The 24974-nt window shown below is 33.8% G+C and carries 17 protein-coding genes and 1 pseudogene; 9 read left to right on the top strand and 9 right to left on the bottom strand.

Going from position 1 to position 24974, the window contains the following annotated elements:
* Positions 1-245: 245 nt before the first annotated feature.
* A complete protein-coding gene (locus L6W14_RS01110; RefSeq protein WP_131522195.1) occupies positions 246-1889 on the top strand; it encodes an S-layer protein in 1644 nt (547 codons plus the stop codon).
* A 40-nt stretch (positions 1890-1929) separates the two neighbouring features.
* Here the strand turns inward: L6W14_RS01110 and L6W14_RS01105 are convergent, their stop codons facing one another.
* A complete protein-coding gene (locus L6W14_RS01105) occupies positions 1930-2100 on the bottom strand; it encodes a bacterial transcriptional activator domain-containing protein (RefSeq protein WP_237899095.1) in 171 nt (56 codons plus the stop codon).
* Positions 2101-2508: 408 nt separating this feature from the next.
* Between L6W14_RS01105 and L6W14_RS01100 the strand changes: the two genes are divergently transcribed.
* Positions 2509-3786: a hypothetical protein gene (locus tag L6W14_RS01100; protein WP_131522194.1), complete on the top strand. Its 1278-nt coding sequence runs from the start codon at positions 2509-2511 to the stop codon at positions 3784-3786.
* A 189-nt stretch (positions 3787-3975) separates the two neighbouring features.
* Here L6W14_RS01100 and L6W14_RS01095 read toward each other — a convergent pair whose 3' ends face one another.
* Together L6W14_RS01095 and L6W14_RS01090 are read right to left on the bottom strand one after the other, a co-directional pair.
* Positions 3976-5898, bottom strand: coding sequence for an ABC transporter substrate-binding protein (locus L6W14_RS01095; protein WP_237899093.1), 1923 nt, complete (start codon positions 5896-5898; stop codon positions 3976-3978).
* 328 nt (positions 5899-6226) lie between these two features.
* A pseudogene (locus L6W14_RS01090) lies at positions 6227-6406 on the bottom strand (hypothetical protein); the annotation flags it as partial.
* A gap of 203 nt (positions 6407-6609) precedes the next feature.
* On the opposite strand from L6W14_RS01090, the gene L6W14_RS01085 reads away from it, so the two are divergent.
* The 5 genes from L6W14_RS01085 (at position 6610) to L6W14_RS01065 (ending at position 12350) form a co-directional block, all read left to right on the top strand.
* Positions 6610-7566, top strand: a complete 957-nt coding sequence (locus L6W14_RS01085) for an ABC transporter substrate-binding protein (RefSeq protein ID WP_237899091.1) — start codon at positions 6610-6612, stop codon at positions 7564-7566.
* 97 nt (positions 7567-7663) lie between these two features.
* The gene (locus L6W14_RS01080) at positions 7664-9292 is read left to right on the top strand and encodes a helix-turn-helix domain-containing protein (protein WP_237899090.1); all 1629 of its coding nucleotides are present in this window, start codon (positions 7664-7666) and stop codon (positions 9290-9292) included.
* 32 nt (positions 9293-9324) lie between these two features.
* Positions 9325-10509 (top strand): helix-turn-helix domain-containing protein, encoded by a 1185-nt coding sequence (locus L6W14_RS01075; RefSeq protein ID WP_131522191.1) that lies wholly within the window; start codon positions 9325-9327, stop codon positions 10507-10509.
* Positions 10510-10554: 45 nt separating this feature from the next.
* Positions 10555-11553, top strand: a complete 999-nt coding sequence (locus L6W14_RS01070; RefSeq protein WP_131522190.1) for an ABC transporter substrate-binding protein — start codon at positions 10555-10557, stop codon at positions 11551-11553.
* Complete coding sequence (locus L6W14_RS01065; RefSeq protein WP_131522189.1) at positions 11550-12350, top strand: alpha/beta hydrolase; 801 nt, start codon at positions 11550-11552, stop codon at positions 12348-12350. Before L6W14_RS01070 ends, L6W14_RS01065 begins: the two co-directional genes overlap by 4 nt.
* A 438-nt stretch (positions 12351-12788) precedes the next feature.
* Here the strand turns inward: L6W14_RS01065 and L6W14_RS01060 are convergent, their stop codons facing one another.
* Entirely contained in the window at positions 12789-14789 is a 2001-nt protein-coding gene (locus L6W14_RS01060) for an FtsX-like permease family protein (protein ID WP_131522188.1), read from the bottom strand.
* Positions 14776-15543 carry an ABC transporter ATP-binding protein gene (locus tag L6W14_RS01055; protein WP_237899088.1) on the bottom strand — a complete coding sequence of 256 codons (768 nt, stop codon included), beginning with the start codon at positions 15541-15543 and terminating at the stop codon, positions 14776-14778. Before L6W14_RS01055 ends, L6W14_RS01060 begins: the two co-directional genes overlap by 14 nt.
* Positions 15544-15742: 199 nt before the next feature.
* On the opposite strand from L6W14_RS01055, the gene L6W14_RS01050 reads away from it, so the two are divergent.
* Together L6W14_RS01050 and L6W14_RS01045 are read left to right on the top strand one after the other, a co-directional pair.
* Positions 15743-16405, top strand: a complete 663-nt coding sequence (locus L6W14_RS01050; protein ID WP_131522186.1) for a response regulator transcription factor — start codon at positions 15743-15745, stop codon at positions 16403-16405.
* Positions 16402-17418, top strand: a complete 1017-nt coding sequence (locus tag L6W14_RS01045; RefSeq protein ID WP_131522185.1) for a sensor histidine kinase — start codon at positions 16402-16404, stop codon at positions 17416-17418. The genes L6W14_RS01050 and L6W14_RS01045 overlap by 4 nt, the downstream gene beginning before the upstream one ends.
* Positions 17419-17428: 10 nt before the next feature.
* On the opposite strand, the gene L6W14_RS01040 is transcribed toward L6W14_RS01045, so the two are convergent.
* The 4 genes from L6W14_RS01040 to L6W14_RS01025 form a co-directional block, all read right to left on the bottom strand.
* Positions 17429-18163: a hypothetical protein gene (locus L6W14_RS01040; RefSeq protein WP_131522184.1), complete on the bottom strand. Its 735-nt coding sequence runs from the start codon at positions 18161-18163 to the stop codon at positions 17429-17431.
* Positions 18164-18175: 12 nt separating this feature from the next.
* Positions 18176-18910: a hypothetical protein gene (locus L6W14_RS01035; RefSeq protein ID WP_237899087.1), complete on the bottom strand. Its 735-nt coding sequence runs from the start codon at positions 18908-18910 to the stop codon at positions 18176-18178.
* Positions 18903-19817: an ABC transporter ATP-binding protein gene (locus tag L6W14_RS01030; protein ID WP_237899085.1), complete on the bottom strand. Its 915-nt coding sequence runs from the start codon at positions 19815-19817 to the stop codon at positions 18903-18905. The genes L6W14_RS01035 and L6W14_RS01030 overlap by 8 nt, the downstream gene beginning before the upstream one ends.
* Before the next feature lie 722 nt (positions 19818-20539).
* Positions 20540-24907, bottom strand: a complete 4368-nt coding sequence (locus L6W14_RS01025) for an S-layer homology domain-containing protein (protein WP_237899083.1) — start codon at positions 24905-24907, stop codon at positions 20540-20542.
* Positions 24908-24974: the final 67 nt, after the last annotated feature.

Below are 24974 nucleotides of genomic sequence, written 5' to 3'. Positions count from 1 at the left end.
CCCCACTTTTATACTAATAATAATAGATGGATGATTGTATCACAATAAATTATTTAGCGAATAAAGTAGAAAATTTACAGAATTATAGAGAAAAATACCGATACTTTGCTAATCAATTATTTTTCAATATGAATGACTAATGACTTATTTGAATTGAGATTCATAGTAAAACATCCTCTTTGAATTCTAAATTATAGAAAAATATGATATATTAACTATTAAATAGTATGATTGGAGTGACTTACATGAAAAATAAAGCGCTATCAACATTAATGGCCACGGCTATTACAGCGACACTAGTATTACCAATGTCTACTGCGAATGCCGCATCATCTCAAATACAATCAAATTCATATGAGACACATGTAGCAGCAGCCAAAAAAGTAATAGGTGAATCCGTAACGATCAAAAATATAACAAAAGATACTGTGATAACATCTAATGGTACATTTAGAATTCAATCGGCATTAAAGCCCCTATTTGATACTTCAAATAAAGCTGCATTAACCAATGCCCGAGCTACCATTGTAGTGAAAAATGGTCAAATTACGGACGTTACCTCATTAATATTAAACAAAGCAGGTACTAGCAAAAAAACTGTCTATTTTGATGGAGGTGACGCACTAATCTCGGGAGATCTTACTGTAAACGCTGACTATGTAAAGGTTCAAGATGTTAGCGTAGATGGACAGCTTATCATTACAAACAGAGTAAAAAAAGCCGTTACACTCGATGAAGTAGTAGTAGATGAAACAATTACACTAAAACCAATTGTCACGAAAAAGGTAAGTTGGCTATACGTCAACCTAATCGATATGAAATCATCAAACATCAATTTGGGACGTACTAAAGTCAATATATCTTCTGACCAAACTCTTGCCAAAGTAGATGTAGTAGGTAAAGTGGAATCTTTTGAAGCAATGACTAATATAGAAAAGCTTACAATTGATGTAGCGAAAGATTTTAACCTTTATGGTGAGGGTAAAATTGAGCAAATTGTTGTAAAAGGCGGTACTAAAGTAGCTTTAGATTCAGGACATCTGGTAAACAATGTACAGGTGGACGATAGTCGTGTCTCCGTGACGCTTCCTGTCATTGATAAAAAGGAACTTAATACACTTATCGCATCCCCACCATATGTACAAGTATCTGTGAACGGCTATGATGTTTTAAATACGGACAAATGGACAACACAAGCAGACCGTACAGTGTTTGATTCTGCTGTAGCAAGTGCGAAAGCTATAGCAAATAATTCAAATGCCTCACAAGAACAGGTGAAAAATGCCATCAATCAGTATAAAAATGCACTAGCAGTCTACCAAGCTGCTCAGAAGAGTGGTACAAAATATGGTTATGGTGATAAAGCTTCCCTTCAATCTTTAATTAATTCTGTTCAATATGTTACGGTTTCATGGGACGGTTCAAATGTCCCTTATAATTCGCCTTGGACTACTCAGACGGAAAGAAACGCCATCGAAGCTGCTGTTTCGTCTGCACAGTTAATTGTCAATAATTATTATGCGACTCAAACTGATATTGCCAACGCGATCAATAATTTAAACAATGCTATTCGCACTTATAAAAATGCTTATAAGTATGGCACAAATGGTGGTTATAATGTCGAAAAATCTTATTTAGAGTCCCTTATCACTTCAGCCTATAATGACCTTGTGTCAATATCGTACAACGGAGATGGCAGTGATGTACCTTATTACTCAAAATGGACTTCACAAAATGACTGGATCTATATAAATAACTATATTGAACAAGCGAAATCTATTGTAAACAATTATTACGCAACTCAGCTTGAAGTCGTAAGTGCTTATAATAATTTGAACAGCGCATTGAGCTATTACAACTCTGCTAAACGTGATGGTTTATTACACTAAAAGAAGGACTCTGCGTCATGCAGAGTCCTTAAAATTTTAACTAATTAAAAGCATCTACTTGAGACATGGTATTAATCTGTTTCCAGCTTCTATACCAATCCTCAATCTCCTCACTTGGTTCCACTGCCAAATGCTCTTGAAGCGTCTTTTTTAACAGCCAATATTGCTCCTCAACGGCGGCTGTATTATTAAGTAGATCGTAAAGTTTCATTAAAGTAAAATAACCAACCTCTGCATCTTTAATCTATTAACTTCTTATATTATTTTTCCAAAATAACAAAAATCTCTATAACAATAGGCAATTTTAAATTATTCTAGCATTCAGAAATATACATCTTCTATACCACACATCTAAAAACCTCTTCAATCTTATTTCATGGTAGATATTAAGCACATTTGCATATGGTATTTTAAAGCAAAAGTACTTGAAGAAGTTGCAATGTTCCCTTTGTCTCTCCAACCTTTTTCTACTTACTGAGCATTTGCAATATAAACAGCACAAGTTCAACTAATAAATACAAAAAAGATTCTAGACTATGTTAAGATTAAATTAACACCATATATTGTATATATTGCCTTCAATTAACCAAGAACATTAAACACAGGAGGATTCTACATTATGAAATCTAAAAAGAAACTTGTCTTACTGTCTTTAGTGGCAGTTCCTTCACTTCTTTACACCGCGCCAGTATCGGCTGCTGAACTACCAAACTCAGCCTACATAACTGCTAACTACAATGCTAACGTGGCAAATGTTGTACAACTTATTAACAACATTAACAATACAACAGCTACCTTTCAAACAAACTTAGAGGCCGCTTTAAAAGCTTATAATGCTTTAACGGGCACGGAAAAACAGTATGTCACGAACTACTCCACTTTGTCAGCACATCAGCAAACAAGAATTGCTTATCGTAAGCTGGCAGCACAAATTGAAGAGAAATTGTATTCTGTGGATTCTACGTCCCCTAATTATTATCAAAATGTTACTGATACAAAAGATTGGTATAATACCCTGAATGCAGCGCAAAAAACATTTGTAAGTGCATCTGCGCAAAAAATTCTAACTTCCTATATCGCGCCAAATACATCTGTTGACAAGGTGGTCAATAAAATTCAATTGATTAATTCATCTCGTCTCTCGTTCCATAAAGATGTAGCCAATGCCCGAGCAGAGCTTAATGCATTACGAAGGTTTTCAAATATTTCTTTACCTGCAGGTATCGAGCAACAATTACTTGATGCAGAACAGCTGGTTGTAAAGGATAAAGCAGCAGCTAAAGAAGTTGAAAACGCTATTGCAGCTTTATCACCAAAAACATCGACAGCTCAGGATGTGCAGGCAGTCAAAACTTCTTTTGAAGCATTAACACCTGTTCAGCAGCAACTCGTCCCAAATGTTTGGACTTTAGTGGATTTTGTACAAGGAAAGCATACACTTCCTACAAAAGACAACATACCTAAAAAACCTGATTTATCAGATACGGCAGCTATTCCAGGAAAAACAACTGCGATGACAAAAAATAAAAATACTTATAGAGCCAAAATTAATGTAGCCGCATCAGAAATTGACACGGAACGTTATATTCTTACAACAAAGGACAAAATGACCATCATCATTCCGCCACTTTATACACTTGTCAATGAAGATGAAGGAATAATGGATATTCAAGTAACTAAAAAGGCAAACCGAATTACACTTCAAGCGACATTGAATAAAAAACCAGTAACCTTTGATGCCAATATGGAAATCATAATTGAAGGTTTAACAGCAAATTCATCCATCGTCCGCTCAAATGATTTGGGCAAGCGAGTTCCTGCCGATTTCATTATCAGTGGAAATCGCCATATTATCCAAACAACTATATCTGACACATTCCAAATCCTAAACAATTAAAATAAAAGCACTAAAGAAATACCAACCTGAAACGATGTTGGTTTCTTTAGTGCTATCTTTTGAAAGTGGGCTATAAAAACAATAGACAAAGTCAACTAATCGACTTTGTCTGATCGTAAATGAAAATATCTGCTCCATAAATGTTATGTATCAATAAATATTTATGGGGTAAACCATCCATTTTTTAATTTAATTTGTTGTAGCAACTAGTTGATCCACAATGAAATCTAGCTGTTTTGATAATGAATAAATGTCGTTGTAGTAACAAAAACCAAAATTCATTTCAATAAGCCTTCCTTCTTTAATGGCTGGAATATCAGCCCAAACTGGATGATCTGTTAAATCTACCATTCCTTCATAAGATGAGCGGAATACATAATCTCCTGCATAATCTGTTAAAACTTCTAAAGAAACATCGATTGCCTCATTGGTGTTGTATTTATCATCTATTTTCTTTTGAATAATATCTGGTGCTTTCATTCCTAAATACTCATAAATAGCTTGAGAACCACGTCCAAAGGTATAGCTTGTCACAACGGACATTTTTCCTTTGCCGCCCTCCATAATACTAACCGTTTTATCCGAAATACCTGCCTCTTTTAGCTTCTTTTGACTATCCTCTACTTTTGTATAGAAACTAGCTAAAAGCTCTTTTGCTTCTTTCTCTTTCCCTAGTACTTCACCAATCTTTGTTAAACGTTCATCGAGTGAGATTGAGAAATCGATCATGATTGTAGGTGCAATTTTCTGCATTTGATCGTAAAGCTCATCCTTACTTGGAATAATGATGACATCAGGTTTTAATTGGATCACTGCCTCGACATTTGGTTCAAACCATTCACCTAAACTTTCAACTGTTTTTAATTCTTCCTCAAATGCTGCTCCCTCTTGTATTTTAGAAGAACCCACTGGTGTCACATCAAATGCTAGTACATCACCTGTATAATACATCACCACTACTCGCTCAGGGTTAACAGGTATTTCTACGTCTCCTTTCATAGTAGAGACAGTTTTTGTTTGTGATTCGCTTACTGTTTGAGTGGTAGAGGCTTGTTTTTCCCCGCCCTGTGTACTGGTTGATGCCCCACTACTGCAAGCACTTAATAAAAGCGTCAGACATAGAAAGAGTGTTGTAAAAGCTGATAAACCTCTTTTATTCATTGGTTCATACTTCCTTTCATTATATTGATAACCATTCTCAATATAATCTTGGAAGCTCCAATCGACAATGGAGTATCTTTCAGACATTGAAGGACTATCTTTTATCAGATCACTTACTTTTTGCTTTTGACGGAATTTTGTAGGAGAAACGCCTACTCTCTTTTTGAAAAGTCTACTAAAATAATAGACATCACTATAGCCCACACCCATAGCGATATCGCGTAAGCTAGCATTCGTCTTCTCAAGCAAAATAGAAGCTTTTTCAATACGTAGCTGAATTAAATACTCAATCGGGCTGCAACCTAATTGTTGCTTGAATTGAATGGATAAATGAGATGGACTATAGCGCAATGCCTTCGCAATGGATTCTAAGGTCAATGGCTGTGCATAATTTTGCTCTAGATAGGCTTTAATTTGACTAGAGACATTTAGCTTTTGAATGTCGTCACTGTCCTGATCTAACTGCATGAAAATTTCATTTAATAATTGATAGAATAGCGATTTAACAGTAAATTTGCTGAGGTTATTGGCATTTTCCCACTTCTTATACATAAAATATATTTTTTCAAACATTGTAATAGGTGAGTTAGGAACAAGACTGTATTGATAGTTGAAAGGATTATTTGTTTGTAACGCCCTTGCTATCATTTTATTTGAGGTTAAAGGAATGGAAGCTCGATAAAATATTAAAAAATATTCAAAGCCTTTGTCTGTAGCCATTATTTGTAGTGTGGTGCCCTTTCCACCGTGAATAAGATGAAAGCCCTCTAGTGTATAGTTTATTAAATCGATTTGAACTTCCGCACCACCACCTGTGGCATAAAGAAACATATTTGCAGGCAATTTATATGATTTTCCAATTTCTCCAGGTTTGAATAGCTCATATCTTATATCGAGCACTTTGATCGTTGCTTGATTCCAAAGAAATAGAAACTCCTCTTTTGGTAGCATCCTACATCATTCCTTCCAATTCTTCACTACCTACAAGCTTATTATAATTGATAATTATTCTCAATATAAACCTGTATAAGCATAGAAAAATCACTCAAACAATCCAATGGCTGAGTGATTTAATGGAATTTCACTTAATTTTGTTTAGTATGTTGTACTAGCATATCCAATTATTTAGCTTATTTTTTATTCGTTAGCCAGTTTGTTAATTCCTCTACCTGAGCCAACACGGCTGTTGGGTCATATACCATGAGCGCTCCTCTGGCCAAACATAAAGATGATCATTTTTTACGGCTGGCAAGCTATCCCATATAGGATCTTTCTTAAAATAACCTAAAAACAGCATTGTTCCTAAGTAACCAGATTGAGTGGTCTTGAAACTCATTCCCTCCTGCATAAACGGCAATATAACTCCATATACCATTCGACCAAATCTCCTAGTTGTAACAATTAATAGCATTCCTGTTATGACAAACCCCAATAATTTTTCATTTTTACCCCCTTTCATTACACGAATCTTAGTCCAATGAAAGGTCCATTCTCCACCAATGGAAGGATACTTATACGGTAAAACGGATTTTAATTTAAGGTTACAGTTAGATTTTTGGATAAACCTTAATGGCCCTTTTTCATTTTATCCATTGTTCTAGGTCACTGACTAATTTATGCTAGCCTATATCGATAATGATTATCATTTACGGAGGAAGAGACATGAAAAAATTAAAGCGACATATGCTCATTTATAGCTTATTACTACTGGTTAGTATCATACTAGCTGCTTGTGGTTCTACCAATGAAGAAACGAAGAAGGAAGAGACAACAGCATCAGCATCAACCACTCGGGTCTATAAGGATTATTTAGGTCATGAGGTTGAAATTCCTGTAGATCCTGAGAGAGTGGTTTATCATGGAGAAGGATACGGTGATTTACTTGCATTGAATATCAAAACAGTTGGTGCTGGCTTCTCTTGGATTACAAATTACGCTTGGGAAGATCGCGTAAAAGATGTAGAGGACGTTGGTTTTCCTATTAATGTGGAAAAAACATTGTCATTAAAGCCTGATCTTATCATTATTGGTACTTCAGATGAAAAAACATATTCACAGCTTTCTAAAATCGCCCCTACTATCGTGTTTGATACTTTTGCGCCCTTAAACCAACGTTTAACAGAGCTGGGCGATATACTTAATAAAAAAGAAGAAGCAACTCAATGGATGGATGCTTATACAGAAAAAGCGGATAAAATGTGGGAGTCACTTGTAGCTGATGACATCATTAAACCAGATGAAACGGCATCGGTTTTAACATATTATCCAGGAGATCGATTATTTGTCATGGCACGTGCTGGACTTTCTCAAGTTTTATACGATTCAAATGTGCTTAAGCCTGGCGACAACATACAAAAAATTCTTGATGATGGAACAGGCTTTGCTGAAATCTCCACAGAACTTCTTCCTGAATATGCTGGTGATCGAATTTTCATCCTTACACCAGTCGATGATGAAGCAAAACAATCGACAAAAGAAATGATGGAAAGTCCAATTTGGAAGAACCTACCGGCAGTGAAGAACGGTCATGTCTACACATTTGATATTGAAAAAAGTGATAGCGATGCCTCAACAAGAGAATGGCTGTTATCACAATTACCTACTATGTTAAAAAAATAACTAACAAGAGACATTTCATCTTTGTTGAAATGTCTCTTTACTTTTTATACAATACAGTTAATTGATAATCATTTTCATTTACTAAGGAAGTGAACAGATGGAAGACAATAAATCAGCTTCTATTAACAATGATTTACTATTTCATTTAGAAGATATTGACTGTATTTCGCAGAGCTATCCGTTTATCTCGACTTCTCATCATACGATGATACTTTTTACAAATGGCTGTGGGACATTAACGATTGATGATATACCCTATTTGGTGACGAAAGGAAAAATTTTTCTTGTTCAGCCCCATTCTATGATTGATTTATCGGATATAAATCATGGTTACCGTTTCTATAAAATTGCCTTTTCAGCCTTTCAGCTAAAACATAAGCACCCTTCCCCACATCTAGGATCTATTTTTTCTGATGAAGTGGAATATACAATTTATCCGTATACACGATTAATTCGTCTTAGCGAAGATCTGTATAATTTAAATCCTAAATTGGATTTTCTTAAACAACAAGGAGTCTTGTATGAACTCTTAAATTTATTATTTGAACATCAGCTTCATATGAACTACCAGTTGACAAAGGCGGTTGAAGAAACTATCGACTATATACATAACTATTTTCAACAGCCTTTAACAGTGAAAAAGCTAGCGGAACTCGCTCGTATAGCTCAATGGCAATATAGTACGATCTTCCAAACCTTAACTGGGAAGAAACCGCTTGATTATATTACAGATTTACGTCTTACAAATGCCAAGGAATTATTACTACAAACAAATGAGCCATTAAAAGATATTGCGCAGCAAGTGGGATTTGATGATGAATATTATTTTAATCGCCGCTTCCGACAGGTAATTGGAATACCTCCAAAACAGTTTGCACGACAATATAAACAAAAAACTGTTGTAAAAGATTGGACAGGACACGAGGTAGCCATTCCTCGTTCACCGCATCGTGTTATTTATCATGGAGAAACGTTTGGGGATATGTTGATTTTTGATGTGCAGCCAATAGGTGGTAACAAAAACTCTATTAGTAAATCCTTCTATAAAAACCATGTTCCTTATATTCAAGATGTTGCCTTTCCAATCAATCTTGAAAAATCTTCGAAGCTGAACCCTGATTTAATTATCTTTACAAATAATGACGAGCAGCAATATCAAGCACTATCTTCTATTGCACCAACAGTTACCCTAAATTCCTGGGATTCATTGGAGGAACGCGTTCTTTTATTAGGGCAGTGGCTTAGCCAACAACAGCGTGCAGAAGATTGGCTAGAATATTTTAAAATCCAAGAAAATACTATGTGGCAGCAGCTACAAACAGTTGTAGAGCCTGGCGAAACAGCATCTGTTTTGACTTTTGATCATGGCAAACGCCTTTTTATTATGGGCTGTACAGGTCTATCCCCTGCCCTTTTTCATCCAGATGGTTTTCAGCCTCACCCACAAGTCAAAAAGCTACTTCAAGCAGGCGAAGGGTATAGAGAAATACCAATAGATCACTTACCTCAGTATGCTGGTGACCGCATCTTTATGTTGTTATCTGATAAACCCGAATCGCAAATGGCTACGATGGAGTTGATTAATAGCGATATGTGGAAAGGACTCCCTGCTGTCCAAACTAACCATACTTATTTAGTGGATGCAACAAAGTGGAATTACGGAGATGCCTTTACAAGAGAGAAGTTACTCGGTGCATTACCAAAACTATTGGTTACTGCCAAGTAATTCTCATACCTATAATAAGGGGTGACATTTATATGAAAACGGGAAGTATAACAGATACGACAACTCAAATATCATTAAAGGATATTCGAGATTATATTGCTAAAAACCATCATCAACCTCTCACGATTAAGCATCTAGCACTCATTTCGGGTCTGAGTTCCAGCTACTTTGGAGAGGCATTTAAAAAGGCATTCGGTCAAAGTGCCACAGATTATTTAACGGCGCTACGTATCGGACATGCCAAGCAATTACTGCGTGATACCGATTTATTACTTCGTGAGATTGCTAGAAAAGTAGGTTACAGTGACGAATTTTATTTTAGCCGAAAATTTAAAAAAGAAGTTGGGATTTCACCTTCTGCTTATAGTAAGATGGCTCGCCAGCGTATTTCTACTTTTTCGGTCTCCGCTACCGGAAATTTATTAGCGCTTGGTATCATACCAGTTGCAGCTCCGCTGAATGCTAAATGGAGTCCTTATTATTACAATCATTATCAAGAGAAAATTCCCGTGCATGTTAATATATTCGATACAGAATCAGAGGACAACTTCAAAAAATTAGCCTCCGTTAAGCCAGATATTCATATTTTTCAAGAGGAACCCTCCCTCTCCATGCTTAATTGGCTTCAAACTATTGGCATCAAAAGTGTCTTTATACAAGCGAAGGATTGGCGAACACAGCTGAGAGAAATAGCTGTAGCTGTTAAAAAGCAAAGCGTAGGTGAGCACTTCATTCAAACATATGAACAAAAGGTATTACAGGCGAGATTAGAAATTAATCAAGTTGCTGAAAATGATACGTTTGCTGTTCTTCGTTTATGCGGTGATCAATTATTTATGTATTGTAATAAAGGGATTCAGGATGTACTGTATACAGATTTACAGCTTCGCTCTGTCGATGCTCACCAACAAACATATAATGAGCATATTACACTTGATCAGCTAGTAAATATAGACCCTGACCGTTTGCTATTTATCATTTGTCCCGATTCACCAACCCGAAATTATTGGCTTACTCTACAATACCTTGATCGTTGGAAAGAGCTCCGTGCTGTAAAAAATGGACATGTCTATGTTTTACCTTCGAATCCTTGGTTCGAATACTCAGCTATTGCTATAAGCCGAATGCTAGATGAAATGTTACTTATGCTAACCGGAAAAAATCCAAATCCTTTTCCTGTCCCCGTCCATGGTAACGTATCAGACAGTGATTTATAATTTCATTTGAGAATGATTATCACTGGAAGGAGACTTTGATGAACAATGAAACAAAATTGTCCTATTCAATGTCATACAATTATAAAATCTGCCTATTTATCAGCGATGTTTTTGCTTACTATCGGCATACTTTCCGCCTGCAATACCCAATCAAGCAATAAAGTGGAACAGGTAGAAACGCAGGCATCCTCAGAAAGTACAAAGGAGCAAAGTATTTATCCGTTAACACTAAAAGATGAGGTTGGTAATGAGGTAACACTACCAGCTAAGCCTACTAAAATTTTTGCACCTGTCATGGAGGATTCATTACTAGCTCTTGGTATCAAGCCTACTATGCAATGGTCTAATGGTGTTAAGCCACAGCTTTATTTACAAGATCAGCTACAGGGTATACCAGAAATTAGCTTTGCAAGCGGTCCCCCATCAGCCGAAGCCATTATGGCAGATAAACCAGACTTAATTATTTTGCACAATTCATTTTATATGGAAAATGGCACCTATGAAAAATATGCAAAAATCGCACCAACCTATGTTTTTAATAATGCTGCAAGTGATTTAGAAGGCTCTATTAAAGTTTTAGGGCAACTACTTGATGAAACAGACAAGGCTGAGCAAGCCATACAGGATTATCAAGAAAAAGTAGATGCAGCAAAAACAAAGCTATCCTCTATAACAGAGGGTAAAAAAATTGCGTTAATTCGCTTTAATGCAAAAGGTATGTTTTTCATGACAGATGAGTATTTTAGTGGGTATGTCTTAACACATGAATTAGGATTTGAACAAAGCAGCTACGTGAAAAATGGTGCCTTCGAAGTATCATTGGAGATTCTACCTGAACTGGATGCCGATTATATTTTCCTAATCAATGATGGTAATCTTGGGGATGAATTTTTAAATGAGTTGAAGAACAGTAAAATTTGGCAAAGTACAGCAGCCTTCAAAAACAATCAAGTATTTGAGACATCCGCGGATTACTGGCTAAATGGCGGTATTCATGCTCAAGGAAAAGTGATAGAAGATGTATTGGAGTTTTTAGCGCCATGATAACAATGACAAAGAAACCTTATACATCAGAAAACTACTTTGAAGTTGCCATGACATCTCGTCAACAGCTAGATTATCGCATTTTAATTGCAAGCCCAACAGATGAACCACCAGCAGATGGTTATACTGTCATCTACGCCTTAGATGGGGACGCCCTTTTTCCAACACTTGCAGAGGCAGTGAAATTACAAACACGTAAACCAAAAGGCTATGATCCTATTCTTGTTATTGGCATTGGTTATCCCTCAAAGGAACCTTTTGATATGGAGCGACGCTGTCTCGATTTTACACTACCTGTTACCAAAGAACATCTGCCTCCACGTCCAGATGGAACGCCTTGGCCTCCAAATGGCAAAGCTAATGAGTTCTTAGATTTTATTGAACATGAGCTCATGCCTGCTATAGCAAAGGAATGGCCTCTCAATAAAAAGAAGCAAGCGATTGTTGGTCATTCCTTAGGCGGTCTTTTCACACTATATGCTTTATGTGCAAGACCTCACTTATTCAGTCATATTGTAGCTGGCAGTCCCTCTGTTTGGTGGGCAGACAATGCAGTACTAAAAGTAATAGACAGATTTTTTGAAGATTGGAACGGTCAGCATGCTATTAATCTCTTACTTACAATCGGTGCTAACGAGTTGCCAGATATGTTAGAGGGAGCTGATCTAGCGGCTGAACAACTGAAGCGTTTAAGCGACCAAAACATTCTTACTAATTATGTGAAGTTTGATGAGGAGGACCATGTGAGCGTTCTACCCTGTATGCTTGGCCGCCTTCCTCGGTTTTTGGATTCCTAGTAGAAAAACCCAAGTGGTAATCATTCCACTTGGGCATTTTTATAACATTTACTTCTCTTTCTCTAAATGATCCTTAAGTATGCTAGCGATTTCCTCAACTTGTGATTTTAAAGCAATGGATCATAAGGCCAGAAACGCACTGGGTTTAAGTTGATACGCTATTATTTTTGACAGCTTCAATTGTCAATAGTAAAATTGTGAGGAACCAGTCATGTTAGTTCTAAGATCATTTAACCAAGATTAATACTTTTTTAAACTAAATGAATTATTAATTTTTCGCATTCTTTATTTTCTTTTTACGGATAACCTTAAATAAAATTGCTACGATGATTATGATCATTATAAAACTTAAATATGGGATCCACCATTTAATAGTTTCAACTATTCCCTCCGATAATCCAAAACCCATTAGAAATTCAGTCATAATATCTTCTCCTTTTATTTAAGTCTACTGTCTAAAATTACCTGTTTTGCACTCTGATAAGTTGCCATGAAATATATTACATATAGCAACAAAATAATACCAAAGCTTAAAAACATATTCTGTTTGATAGAAACTTCAAAAAATGGTTCTAATTTTTCTAATACAACCTTAGTAGTAAAGATCGATATGAAACTAGCTAAAATTAAAGGTGAAATAAAATAAAATCCAATTTGTCTAAATAACAACCTATTAATCATTTTTTTATCTGCACCAATTTTCGATAATGTCAGGTATCTTTCTTTGTTATCCTGTGTTTCTGTTAATTGCTGTAATGCTAGTATGGATAACGTGACAATCATTAAAATTATTCCTAAGTAACTACTAATAAAAGCTATTACTCCAAATACGCCAAAGTAAGTGTCTTGTATCACACTCTTAGTTACATAATAAATCTCTCCATCAAGAGATTTTTCGACCCATTTATTATTCATTATTTTATAGACCGTACCCTCAATTTCTTGAGAGGGAAAAACGCCATTCAATAAGAAACTATCAGGATTCATATAATTTTTCATATTGTCTGGAACAACCACTGTTCCTACATCATTTGCCCTGGTTGAATTTGTTAAGTAAGTAATGTTACCAAATATTTTTTTGTTTGCAGGAGTGAGCTCCTTATCACCAATTCTTATTTTCCCTTCTTTATTTAAGAAATATTGAATATGTTTATTAAAGGGTTCATAATTTGCATTAATAATGAATTTATTTTCTCCTAACCGAATTCCCTCTTCTCCAGATAGTTCCAATATTTTATTGTAATCTGTTTCAGTTATTAAAGTAACTTGTGACATAAGTATCTCTTGTTCTAAATCAGATAGTTTTACTTGTTGCTCTTTAAACAATTCTCCATAAGTTAAATCTGCATTAAACAACATTATCTCTACATAACTTTTAAGATTTTCTTTAAGTGGAATGCCATCTTGTTTTGCTGTTTCTAAAAGATTTTTGTTATCCTCATATGGTTTTACAATTGTTAAGTCAAATGGGGTAGCCGTGGTAACTTGTTTATTCATAGAACTTGTAACACTAAATCCTGTACCTAGAACAACCAGTGAAGCTATCAGTAATGCACTTAAGATACTTATTACTAGAAAATTGATTTGCATTTTACTTCCGAATTGTCGAAACAAAAATGAATTTAGTTCTTTAAAATATAGCTTTTTGTTTCTTTTAGCCAAGAACACCATCACACCGGAAATTGTATAATAAAACAAAATAATACCAACACCAAGAAGCGAGACTATTACAGTTAAATAATTCTTATCAAGTCCGAATTTCATTAACAATAGTATTCCAGTAGTTATTAAAGTAATTGCTACTAAAAAAAGGCTACTTGTCGCCCATTTGTTATAGACCTTTAACTCTTGATTTTTACGATTCGCAGTTAATAAATCGATAAGTTTAATGTTCATAATATTACGAGTATTAAAAAGTGCTACTATAATATAAATAATTGAAAAACTTATAATAGTTTCTTTTATAGCTTCTTTTGATAACAGCAATTTATATCCTACTGCATCACCTACAAACATTTTTAAAGCTAATATCGAAATAACTTGTGACATTAAAAATCCTAGCCCAAGGCCTATAATTAAAGCAAATAACCCTACCAAAAAGGTCTCACCTACAAAAATAAAGGATATCCGCCATTTACTCATCCCTAATGTCATATAAATACCCATTTCTTTTTTTCTTCGCTTCATTATGAATTGATTGGCATATATGATGAGAAAAGCAAACACAATTGCAATGAACCTTGTTAATAGTCCAATATACGTAACTAATGCATCCCCAAAAATCTCCATAGAATAATTTAAATCATTTAAAGCTGGTTGTGATGATACTGAATTAAATGCATAAAATAGGCTGACACCTAAGACAAGAGTTAGAAAATAGATAGCGTAATCTTTAATACTTCTGCCTACATTTTTATATATCAATTTAAAACTCATCATTGATATTTCCTCCTAGTAGTGCAACGACCTCCATTATTCGATTAAAGAAAGTTTTACGATCATCTTTTCCTCGTATTAGTTCATTAAAAATTTCTCCATCCTTTAGAAAAATAATCCTTCTGCAATAACTAGCATTATAAGGATCGTGAGTAACCATCAAAGTTGTAGCATCTTGTTGCTGATTTAATATTTCTAAATTTTTCAGCAGCATTTTAGCAGATTTACTATCAAGAGCCCCTGTTGGCTCATCGGCTAATAATAATGTAGGCCTTGTAACAATGGCTCTTGCTGCCGCGATTCTCTGCTGTTGTCCTCCTGACATTTGATATGGATATTTGTACAATACTTCCTTTATATCCAAAGCGGCGGCAACTCTATCGACTTCATGTTCAATTTCATTCACTGGGTAATTAATTATAGATAATGCCAAAGAAACGTTTTCAAAAGCAGTTAGTGTATCTAGTAAATTATATTCTTGAAAAATAAAACCTAACTTCTCACTTCTAAATTTTGACAATTTATGTCCCTTTAATTTTGTGACATTTTCGCCATCTATAAATACATGACCAGCTGTAGCAGTATCAATGGTTGAAATACAATTAAGTAAAGTCGATTTACCACTTCCACTTGGTCCCATAATTGCTATAAAATCGCCTTTTTGCACTTCAAATGAAATGTTTTTTAATGCATGGGTTACGTTACCCTTATTACCATACACCTTTTCAATATTCTCAACTTTTAATATTGTATTCACTTCCCATTTTCACTCCTTTTATGGATGACTTATCCTTTTACTACCATAATTTTACCATTCAATGAATTTACAAAAAATCGATTATTGTATCATAATATTACCGTTTTGTAAGATTACTAACTATGCACTATAATATAATGAAAATGTATAAATAATGGAAATAAAACCAGCCATTGGTTCTGTTGGGGAGAGATTAAAAATGAAAATATTCATTATCGAAGATGATCCAATTATCAGAAAGGAACTTTTTGACTTTCTAGAGAGGTATGGGTATGAATGCATAAGTGGCGATGATTTCACAAAAATTGTAGAAGATGCTCTACTAAGCATGCCTCATTTAATTATTTTAGATCTTAACCTTCCTTTTCAAGACGGTTTTCAGGTGTGTCGTGAAATTCGGAAATTGTCTTCTGTACCCATTATTATAGTGACTAGCCGTGACACTTCCTTTGACGAACTATTAAGTCTCCAAATAGGAGCAGATGACTTTATTACAAAACCATATGATTTACAAATCCTTTTAGCTCATATTCAATCCGTTTTAAAGAGAACTTACGAAATTTCCAAAAGTGCTATTCTTTCTTATAAAGATTTAACACTGGAAATATTAAAGAGCAAAGCTATTTATAATAATATAGAAATAGAACTTACAAAAAATGAATTATGTATTCTTAGATTATTGATGATGAATAAAGGAAACGTAGTTTCTAGAGATGAAATAATGAATGAGCTTTGGCAAAACGGAGATTTTGTTGATGAAAACACCTTAAATGTTAATATATCGAGGTTAAGGCGCAAATTGGAATCAATCGGTTTAAAAAAATATTTATTAACGAAGAGAGGACAGGGTTATCAGTTATGAGTTTAATTGAATTTTTTAAGGAAAAACAGTTAGCAATACTTTTTCATTTACTATCATTGCTAATTATCTCTAGTATCCTCTACTTGTATAATGAAAATGGAAGTTTAGTAATAGTAATAGATTTACTTCTTCTATTTTTCTTTTTCACACCAATTATAGTTAAATACTATCAATTAAGGAAATATTATAATGAAATAAAAAATATTTCAAAACAAATCAAAGAAAAAACATATATCGCAGATATTGTAGAGGAGCCCCCTTTTTTTTCAGGGAAATTCTTCTACAACATCTTAAATGAAGCAACAAAATACATGAATGATTGTATGTTCTCTTTGAAAAACTCTCAACGTGATTATACCGACTACATTGAACTTTGGGTGCATGAAATAAAAACACCAATCACTGCCCTAAAATTAATTATAAGTAACCATAAGACACCTGAAAACATCCTTATTCAAGAAGAACTATTAAAAATAGAAGGTTATGTTGAACAAGCTCTATACTATGCAAGAAGCAGTACTTTAAATCAAGATTATAGAATAGAAACATTTACACTTGATAAGGCTGTAAATTTAGCCATTAAATCACTATCTCTAAGTATTATTCGTGCCAACGGTAGTATATATAAGGATAACCTCGATTTGAAAGTCACATCTGATTCAAAATGGATTATTTTTATTTTGAAGCAATTAATAGATAATGCTATCAAATATCGTCATAATCCACTTAAATTATCCTTTATTGCTAAAAAAGTAGAAAACGGTACTTTATTGTTAATATCAGACAACGGTATAGGTATAGCTTCATCTGATATTGAGAGAATTTTTAAACGTGGATTCACAGGAACCAATGGTAGAAACTATGTTAAATCTACTGGTATGGGTTTGTACCTTTGTGAAACCTTGTGCAAAAAATTAGGGTTACGCATAAGTGTAGATTCTCAAGAAGATACTGGCACTACATTTAAAATATATTTCCCTGATAAACTGCGATTATTCCAAGAATCTAAATAATAGAGTTTATTTATTTCAAATCTCTTTTTTTGAGTACATAGAGACCTATTATATAAATTACTACTGAAAAGAAGCTTAAGTAAATAATATCATTAATATTGTAGTATAGAGTAGAAAAACCATCAGAAGCAATGTAAAAAGGTGTATTCTCCATAATCGTCTTTATCCAACTGTCATCTCTTTCTACAATTTGTATACCAATGTTATATAAAAAAATATATAGAACATATCCAATTATTAATGAGTAAACGCGATTGAACGTAATAGAAATTGTAAATATACCTACTGATAAGATAGAAGCGAAATAAACTATATATACAATCCAAACTGAAAATAGCGTACTTAGGATCTCCATACTAGAGAAATGTTTACCTATGAAAAGTTGAACAGTTAATCCAATTAATATATTAAAAATGCCATATAAAGAAGTATAAAATAAAAATGAAACACTTTTAATATGAATTATTTGACTTCGACTGAACATACTACTAAATACCATTTTCGAAGTTCCAAAACTAAACTCGGATCCTATCATATTACTGCCTAAGTAAATAAAGTAAATTTGTATAATAAATAAGGAAATACCAATATTTCCGCTTAACTCTACGCTTTTACTTAAGTTCATCTGATAATAAAGAACATTATCAATAATTGTAGCAATAAATAGTATTATTAAAAAAACGCATGTTGATGTATCAAATATTTTCTTTATTTCCATTCGGCTTATAGAAAACATACCAGTCATATTATCAATCTCCTAAATTTCCCTTTTATTAATAATTATTAAAGCTATTAAAAATAATACTAAGCCCGTTAATGCTAAACAAATATTATTTGACATTGATAAATTATTATATTGCATTCCCTTATAAACCAAAGCCAGTGGATTCTCTTTAATCCAAAGAGCTAATTTTGTTGTAGCGTCTAATTTTATTAAAATAATACCTCTAATCATACTCTCAAATGAAAACATAGAAATAATGGAAACTATTGTTGCAATTTGACTGAACGTAATAAACCCAATGATGAAAGATAAACTAGAAACAAAAAAGGAAATAAGTATATAATTTGTTAGATTAGTAAAAATATCGTGTGTAAGGTTATTCAGAGTAAATTTATTATGTTCCAATATCCACAATAAATTGGCTAGTAATCGGTGAATAGTTCCTACAATACATCCAATTAAAATCAATGAAAGTAATTTTGATAGGACTATATTTATACGTGAAAAAGATCCTGTGAATATAATTCTAGAAGTTTTTAATGAAAACTCTCTCGACATAATAAAAGAAGGCATAATGAGAATAATATAGTATGAAAGATCACCAAAGTAATTGAAATATGTATCCAAATCCGAAGGGGTTGGGTACATGGGCCTTTTTAGATAAATTGTAATAGTGTACAAAACTGCAATAAATAAACTTGACCAAATGCCATATCTTTTGAATAATTGTTTAACCTCTAATATTGAGATTCTTATAGTGCTATTCAATCTTATTTCCTCCCATTAACTCAAAAAATCTCTTTTCTAAATCTTTGCGAAGTGGATAAATAGCATTTATACTAATTTTATTTTTTACTAAATCTACTATAAGGGAATCAGAATCTTTATAAAGATATTGAAATTTTACTTTATCTTGATCAATTTCTATAAAAGGAATGTTTTGTATATCATTTAAATAGTTTTTTACCATTTCTATTTTTTTAGTTTCTATGATAAATTCATGTAGCTCTCTATCACTCTGTTTTTCTGTTTTTAAATCAATATAATCTACTACTGTTCCCTTCTTCAAAAATAAAACTTTATCACAAACAGCTTCAATTTCTGATAAAATATGGCTGGATATAAGAATTGATATCCCTTTCTCTTTTGAAACTTTTCCTAATATTTCTCTTATTTCAGCAACTCCTTCTGGATCTAATCCATTTGTAGGTTCATCTAAAATCAATAATTTAGGATTATTAACTAATGCCTGTGCAATTCCTAACCTCTGTTTCATTCCTAAAGAATACCTTTTTACCTTCTTATGAACAAAACCTTCAATCCCCAATAAATGGACTACAGATGAAACATTATCTCTATCATATCCCCCTGAAATCTCTGCAAAATAAATAAGGTTATCCATTCCACTCATATGGGGATAAAAACTAGGGTATTCAATCAGTCCTCCAATACGTTTTATATGTTGTAAAGGTTGCTTTTCAATATCAAACCGAACCTCCCCCTCAAACTTCGTTATTAATCCCATAATTATTCGCATAAGGGTTGTCTTTCCTGCACCATTTGGTCCAACTAAACCTATTACTTCACCTTTTGGAACTGAGAAAGAAACATTATTAATTACTTTATTATTTCGATAACTTTTTGTGATATTCGTCAATGTTAAAATATTACTCATTTCTTCTCCTCCTTGTAACGCATTTTATCAATTACACGCAACAATTTTACTGATTTCCCATAAAAATGGTTTATACTAACATTTTATTAAAATAAGTATTTATTGTAAAATAATAACATTTATAAATATTATTCTTTCATAAAAAAGATATAGCAAATTGTAATTTAGTAGTCTTTCTCCCTAGCTGAAAAGCCCAAGTGGATACATCCACTTAGGCTTTGTTGTAACTTCTGTTTGTAGGAAAAAATAAGGTCTAACCTTGCCTCTCCTTCACAGTAGGTAAGGAGTTCCACAATTTCGTATAAATTGGTATATAACTATATTGCAACTGAAAGAGATTACATCATGAGTTTTGCTATTTCTTGATTTGTAGGACAGGCATGGTCGCTTTAAAAAATTCAAATAATACTCCAGCTCATCCTCTTATAGAACAATATCTTAGAGCGTTCCTTTGCTACCATGTATGACTTAAAATAATATACTCAATTTAATCTTCCTAACATAAAGCACTTTGATAGCAGCATGAGCCCACAGATATATAGAATTCAACACCCATAATGCACCTAACTCCTCCTATCTCCTTTCTTGCTACTACTATATTTGAAATGATACTCGAATAAAAGTCTGCGAAATGTTCACAATTTGACAAACGATTGAGCACTGTGAAATTTAATTGACTAAAAAAGCACCCCTCAGTATACGCTGAAGGGTGTTGGTAACTATTATGGTTTAATATCAGAGCCAATTTCAAAGTAACTATTATTCATATTATTTTGATTTTTGGCTAATACAACATTACCGAATTTATCTAAAGTGAATATAAAGAAATTATTTCCTTTTCTAAAGATAGGATTATATCCAGGAGTAGTCGATACAGGAGCAGTTAAATCCAATGTAAATTGCTTTCCTGCAGGGTTTGTTGCTGATAATACACCAGTTCCATAGACTAGTATAGAATTGTTAGGTGTGTTAGGGTCTTTAACCAAATCAATTACTAGCTGTGGATCAATTTTAGTTGCTGAGCCCGTAACTGCATAATAATATCTTTGTTCGTATGATAAATCGGCATCAATATTTACAATAGCACGCATTGTTTTTGAAGCTGGAACATTGCTTGTACCTATATTTGTACCCGTCACTACTGCATCCTCAATGCTATTTGTAACTGTACCTTGATGTACATATTTACCAAAGTCATTGATATCAAATTTATTACCAGTAAAGCCTGTAATTTGATAGTCTACTGCATCATCCTTCATTTTCACTGTAAACGTTTTGTCCATTGTACCAGACGAAGATGGTTTTATAATTAAATAACTTTCATCTGTGGTTTTTGTACCTCTTGTGTAAGAAACAAATTGATATTCTGATGTTATGTCATCACCATTTTCATTTTCAATACTTAACAAACCTAAATCATTTATAGTAGATTTGCCACTTGAATCACGCATAATAGCTTCACTAAATGTGATTGTAAATGTTTCATTAGGATTACGATAAACTATGTTCTGTTTCTTTTTCCCATCGACAATTTTTTCAAACCGTGGTGGTGTACCATCTGAATAAAAGTTTTGTTTCATCCAGCCATTTTCTGATTCATCATGATTATTACCGCCAGAATCAGCTGTGTAAACAGTAAAATTACCGTACGTATCTTGTGCACCAAAGTAGACAACATATTCTGTATGAGGGGTTAAGGAAATTCCACTCATATCTAATATACCCGAGGCACCTTTACCACTCTTTTTAATAGAAGGACTGGATTTTAGTTTATCTTCTAATTGTTTTCTTTCTGCAGCTGTGTTTATTGTAAGTTTTGCATCTGGATTTTCACTACCGTCAGCATTTTTCTTTGGAACAAACCAATAATGAAGTTCTGTTGTCTCATCAGTATTAAAGCTAATAGTAGCTTGTTTATCATCGGGTCCTTTTATAGTACCTGATTTTAACACTAAATCAGAAATTAAAGGCGCCTTAGAATCTCCAATCATTTCTCTCGATGTGATTTTAGAGACTTCTCCACCACGATCTTTTAAAACCATATAAACAGAGTAGCTTATGAATGGGTTAAGTTTGTCTTTCGAAATAGTAATTGGGAATTTTTTTGTTTTTTCTTCTAAATCAGCTGGTCCAGAGCCCATTTCAATATAAATATCTTTTCCATCTATTTGGAAATATCCGGATTTTGATGATGAATCTGAAGCAAATTCATTTACAAAATCACGCTCTGTAATTCCTTTGTCCGTTAAATATTGTTTAAATGTTTTAGTTTCACCATTATCAACAACAGTATCAGGTAGCATCATATAATAGTACGTACCAGCCTTACTTGGTTTAAACTCAACTTCTACTCGTTTGAAATTATCCGATTCATCCGGTTTATTTACAATATTCTCTATTTTAATGACAGGCATTTCAAATTTTTCATGTACGTATTCCGCAAAGTTACGGATATTTTCACCAGATTGTACTGTATTCGAATTCTCAAAGTCATTCCCTGCTAAATCCTTGACACCAGGTAAAATCGTTACACGTAATGTATCCTTGTAAACAAAACCGGTTCCTGAAGGGATGGTAAATAATACTTTTTTGTCACCTTCTTTGTATTCCACAGAAGAAGGTTTAATTTTTTTCTGACCTGTTGTATTAACAATAACTGTTCCGGATAATTCATAATTATTTACATCTCGCGCACTTTCAGGATCTAAAGCCTCATTAAGATAAACATAAAATTGGTTTTCCTTACCAGCAGGTTCGAGTTTCACATTGTCTACAAACGGATGAATACTATCAAGCTCTTTCGTTGTAAAATCCTTTGCTACAGCAGGGTCTACTGAAAAGTTGCCAGACTCATCTTTCATCACAACATAAAGCTGATAGCCTGTTTCAGCCTGTAAGCCTGTTAAAATTTCTGTTATGCCTAATGCGCCAGCCTTTGCTTTCCCTTTACCCGTTGGATTGGCAACAATATCTGCTGTTGTTGGGTCAGGCGCTGTCGTTTTTGGGCGTAAATAATAGTAATAGTCTCCAGGTTCACTAGCAGTGAATTTGAATTCAGCTCTTGTTCCACCATGTAAAGGCGTAACTTGTAAGGATTTTACTGCTGGTGGTGATGCATCTTTCATTTGGAAAGACTGTGATGCAATATCTGATGCATTTTTCGATCCATCCACTACCATAATGTAGATAACATATTCTTTTTTCTCACCTAAATTAGAAACCTTAATAGTATTCTTATCTTTAATGGCTGCACCAGTTCCATGTGCTACGTTCTTGTTTGAAAGACGGTTGACCATTTCACTTTTATTTGGTGCCTCTACATCCTTTTCACGCACAATATAGTAGTAAGTACCGACCTCATCTGAAGTGAAATCTACTTGTATCTCACTACCATTTAGTAATTGGAGTTCCGTAATACTAACGAGAGGTTTTGTTTTATCATCAGGATTCTGGTTCTCATTATCATCTTTATCGATTGGTTTGCCATCTGGATCAGTAATTTCTCCAACATTATCTTTATCATCTAAGAAATCATCAAAGATATCATTTGGTGACACGTCCTTAGGTAAAATAACTTTATCAATATACGTATAATCTCCAATATCAATCTTGCCATATGAATTATCAACAAATAATGTGCCAATTCGGCCATCAATATACAGCTCAAGATCTTTGTAGCTATTGTAATTGATCCAATCGATATTCCCTGAACCATAAATTGTAAGCTTTGTTTCGGTATTTAAATTTAAAGTGCCAATATTCCCTTGAATTTCAAACTCTCGTACATTTCCAATGATATCTACACGTGGTAATTTTGTATTTGTTTCAATTTTTGTACCAGTTTGAGATACTACTAGTCTAGAAACACTGCTGTTATAGAATTCAAGATACTTTTCAACATTTTTCATTTCCTCTTTTTCTTTAGACCAGTTGACGAACGGCTTGTCATTATCATTATTGGGTTTTGTCCAATTTTGAAGATCGTTCGAATTGTTAGTTGACGAATCTTCTCCTTTATTGTTATCTGGATTCGACCAATTGATGAATGAGATATTGTTACTTGCCACACGTCCAAGAGCTAATGGTTGATGGTTTGCAGCCCCTATATGCAATGGTGGGCGAACTGTTTCATTGACAAACATTGTCCCTGTCAATGTCATATTAGAGAATTCGATATAATTACCATTTACTACAATCGTTGCACCTAAAGAACCGTAATTTCCATCAAAATCGAGAGAACGAGAACTTGTTCCACTTGCATTCAGCGTTAGCTTTGAAATGGATCGAATTACTTTCCCTGAAAGATCACCCTCAATATAGGCACCTTTTAAGACAGGTGCATTATAGTCGTTAAAAATATGAGAAAGGTGTTCTGGAATTGTGTAAGATTCACCATTTACATAAACTGTATCATCTTCAACACTTGTAATTTTGAAAGATGTTTCATTGCTCTTCTTCTCCTGTGAACCTACAACAAACGAAGCAAACTGTCCACGGGTTACTGGAGCAAACGGTGAGAAAGTAACTGGGGTTGTACCCTCGGTAATATTTAAGTCAATAACTGTTTGAATATAGAGGGCGTTACTTGTTTGGCTATTAACATCCTTAAAAATATTATTATAATTTTGGGATACCTCTAGATGGAATCCAACCACTACCATTTTGGCAAGTTCGCCTCGAGTAATAACTTCATTTGGCATAAATGTTCCGTTTGAATAGCCCGACATGATGCCTGCGTTTTGCAATGCAGCGACATATTTATAATATTCGCTACCTTTAGGTACGTCTTTAAAATAAGGATCTTGGATACTTTTCGTATCCAATTTTAAAACAGTTGCCAACATTTTCGCTGCCTGTCCACGTGTTACATTCACATCTGGACGAAATGTATTGTCAGCAAACCCTTTAATTACGCCTTGTGAATATAATTTTAAAATATCGTTATAATGATCTGTGTACTGGTTAATATCCGTAAAGGGAGAAGTAGCCGCTGCTGCATTTGGTGGAGGTACTACAACAGCAATCCCACTTGAAGCAAATACTGTTGCAATCAAGGCTTTATTTACTTTTTGGATTTTAGATTTATCCATTCCACTCTTCCTTTCGCTTATGTATTTTGATACGCACAAATATCATTTTGCTCATATCCTTTATATC

The sequence above is a fragment of the Lysinibacillus sp. ACHW1.5 genome, assembly GCF_022014815.1.
In the GTDB taxonomy this organism is placed as follows: domain Bacteria; phylum Bacillota; class Bacilli; order Bacillales_A; family Planococcaceae; genus Lysinibacillus; species Lysinibacillus capsici.
The sequence above is the reverse complement of the archived record's forward strand: the minus strand, read 5'-3'. Positions and strand labels throughout refer to the sequence as shown.

What these genes read in the sequence shown, in the direction of transcription:
- L6W14_RS01110 (WP_131522195.1), top strand. Translation starts at nt 246, where the DNA reads ATGAAAAATAAAGCGCTATCAACATTAATGGCCACGGCTATTACAGCG.
- L6W14_RS01105 (WP_237899095.1), bottom strand. Translation starts at nt 2,100, where the DNA reads ATGAAACTTTACGATCTACTTAATAATACAGCCGCCGTTGAGGAGCAA.
- L6W14_RS01100 (WP_131522194.1), top strand. Translation starts at nt 2,509, where the DNA reads ATGAAATCTAAAAAGAAACTTGTCTTACTGTCTTTAGTGGCAGTTCCT.
- L6W14_RS01095 (WP_237899093.1), bottom strand. Translation starts at nt 5,898, where the DNA reads ATGCTACCAAAAGAGGAGTTTCTATTTCTTTGGAATCAAGCAACGATC.
- L6W14_RS01085 (WP_237899091.1), top strand. Translation starts at nt 6,610, where the DNA reads ATGAAAAAATTAAAGCGACATATGCTCATTTATAGCTTATTACTACTG.
- L6W14_RS01080 (WP_237899090.1), top strand. Translation starts at nt 7,664, where the DNA reads ATGGAAGACAATAAATCAGCTTCTATTAACAATGATTTACTATTTCAT.
- L6W14_RS01075 (WP_131522191.1), top strand. Translation starts at nt 9,325, where the DNA reads ATGAAAACGGGAAGTATAACAGATACGACAACTCAAATATCATTAAAG.
- L6W14_RS01070 (WP_131522190.1), top strand. Translation starts at nt 10,555, where the DNA reads ATGAAACAAAATTGTCCTATTCAATGTCATACAATTATAAAATCTGCC.
- L6W14_RS01065 (WP_131522189.1), top strand. Translation starts at nt 11,550, where the DNA reads ATGATAACAATGACAAAGAAACCTTATACATCAGAAAACTACTTTGAA.
- L6W14_RS01060 (WP_131522188.1), bottom strand. Translation starts at nt 14,789, where the DNA reads ATGATGAGTTTTAAATTGATATATAAAAATGTAGGCAGAAGTATTAAA.
- L6W14_RS01050 (WP_131522186.1), top strand. Translation starts at nt 15,743, where the DNA reads ATGAAAATATTCATTATCGAAGATGATCCAATTATCAGAAAGGAACTT.
- L6W14_RS01045 (WP_131522185.1), top strand. Translation starts at nt 16,402, where the DNA reads ATGAGTTTAATTGAATTTTTTAAGGAAAAACAGTTAGCAATACTTTTT.
- L6W14_RS01040 (WP_131522184.1), bottom strand. Translation starts at nt 18,163, where the DNA reads ATGACTGGTATGTTTTCTATAAGCCGAATGGAAATAAAGAAAATATTT.
- L6W14_RS01030 (WP_237899085.1), bottom strand. Translation starts at nt 19,817, where the DNA reads ATGAGTAATATTTTAACATTGACGAATATCACAAAAAGTTATCGAAAT.
- L6W14_RS01025 (WP_237899083.1), bottom strand. Translation starts at nt 24,907, where the DNA reads ATGGATAAATCTAAAATCCAAAAAGTAAATAAAGCCTTGATTGCAACA.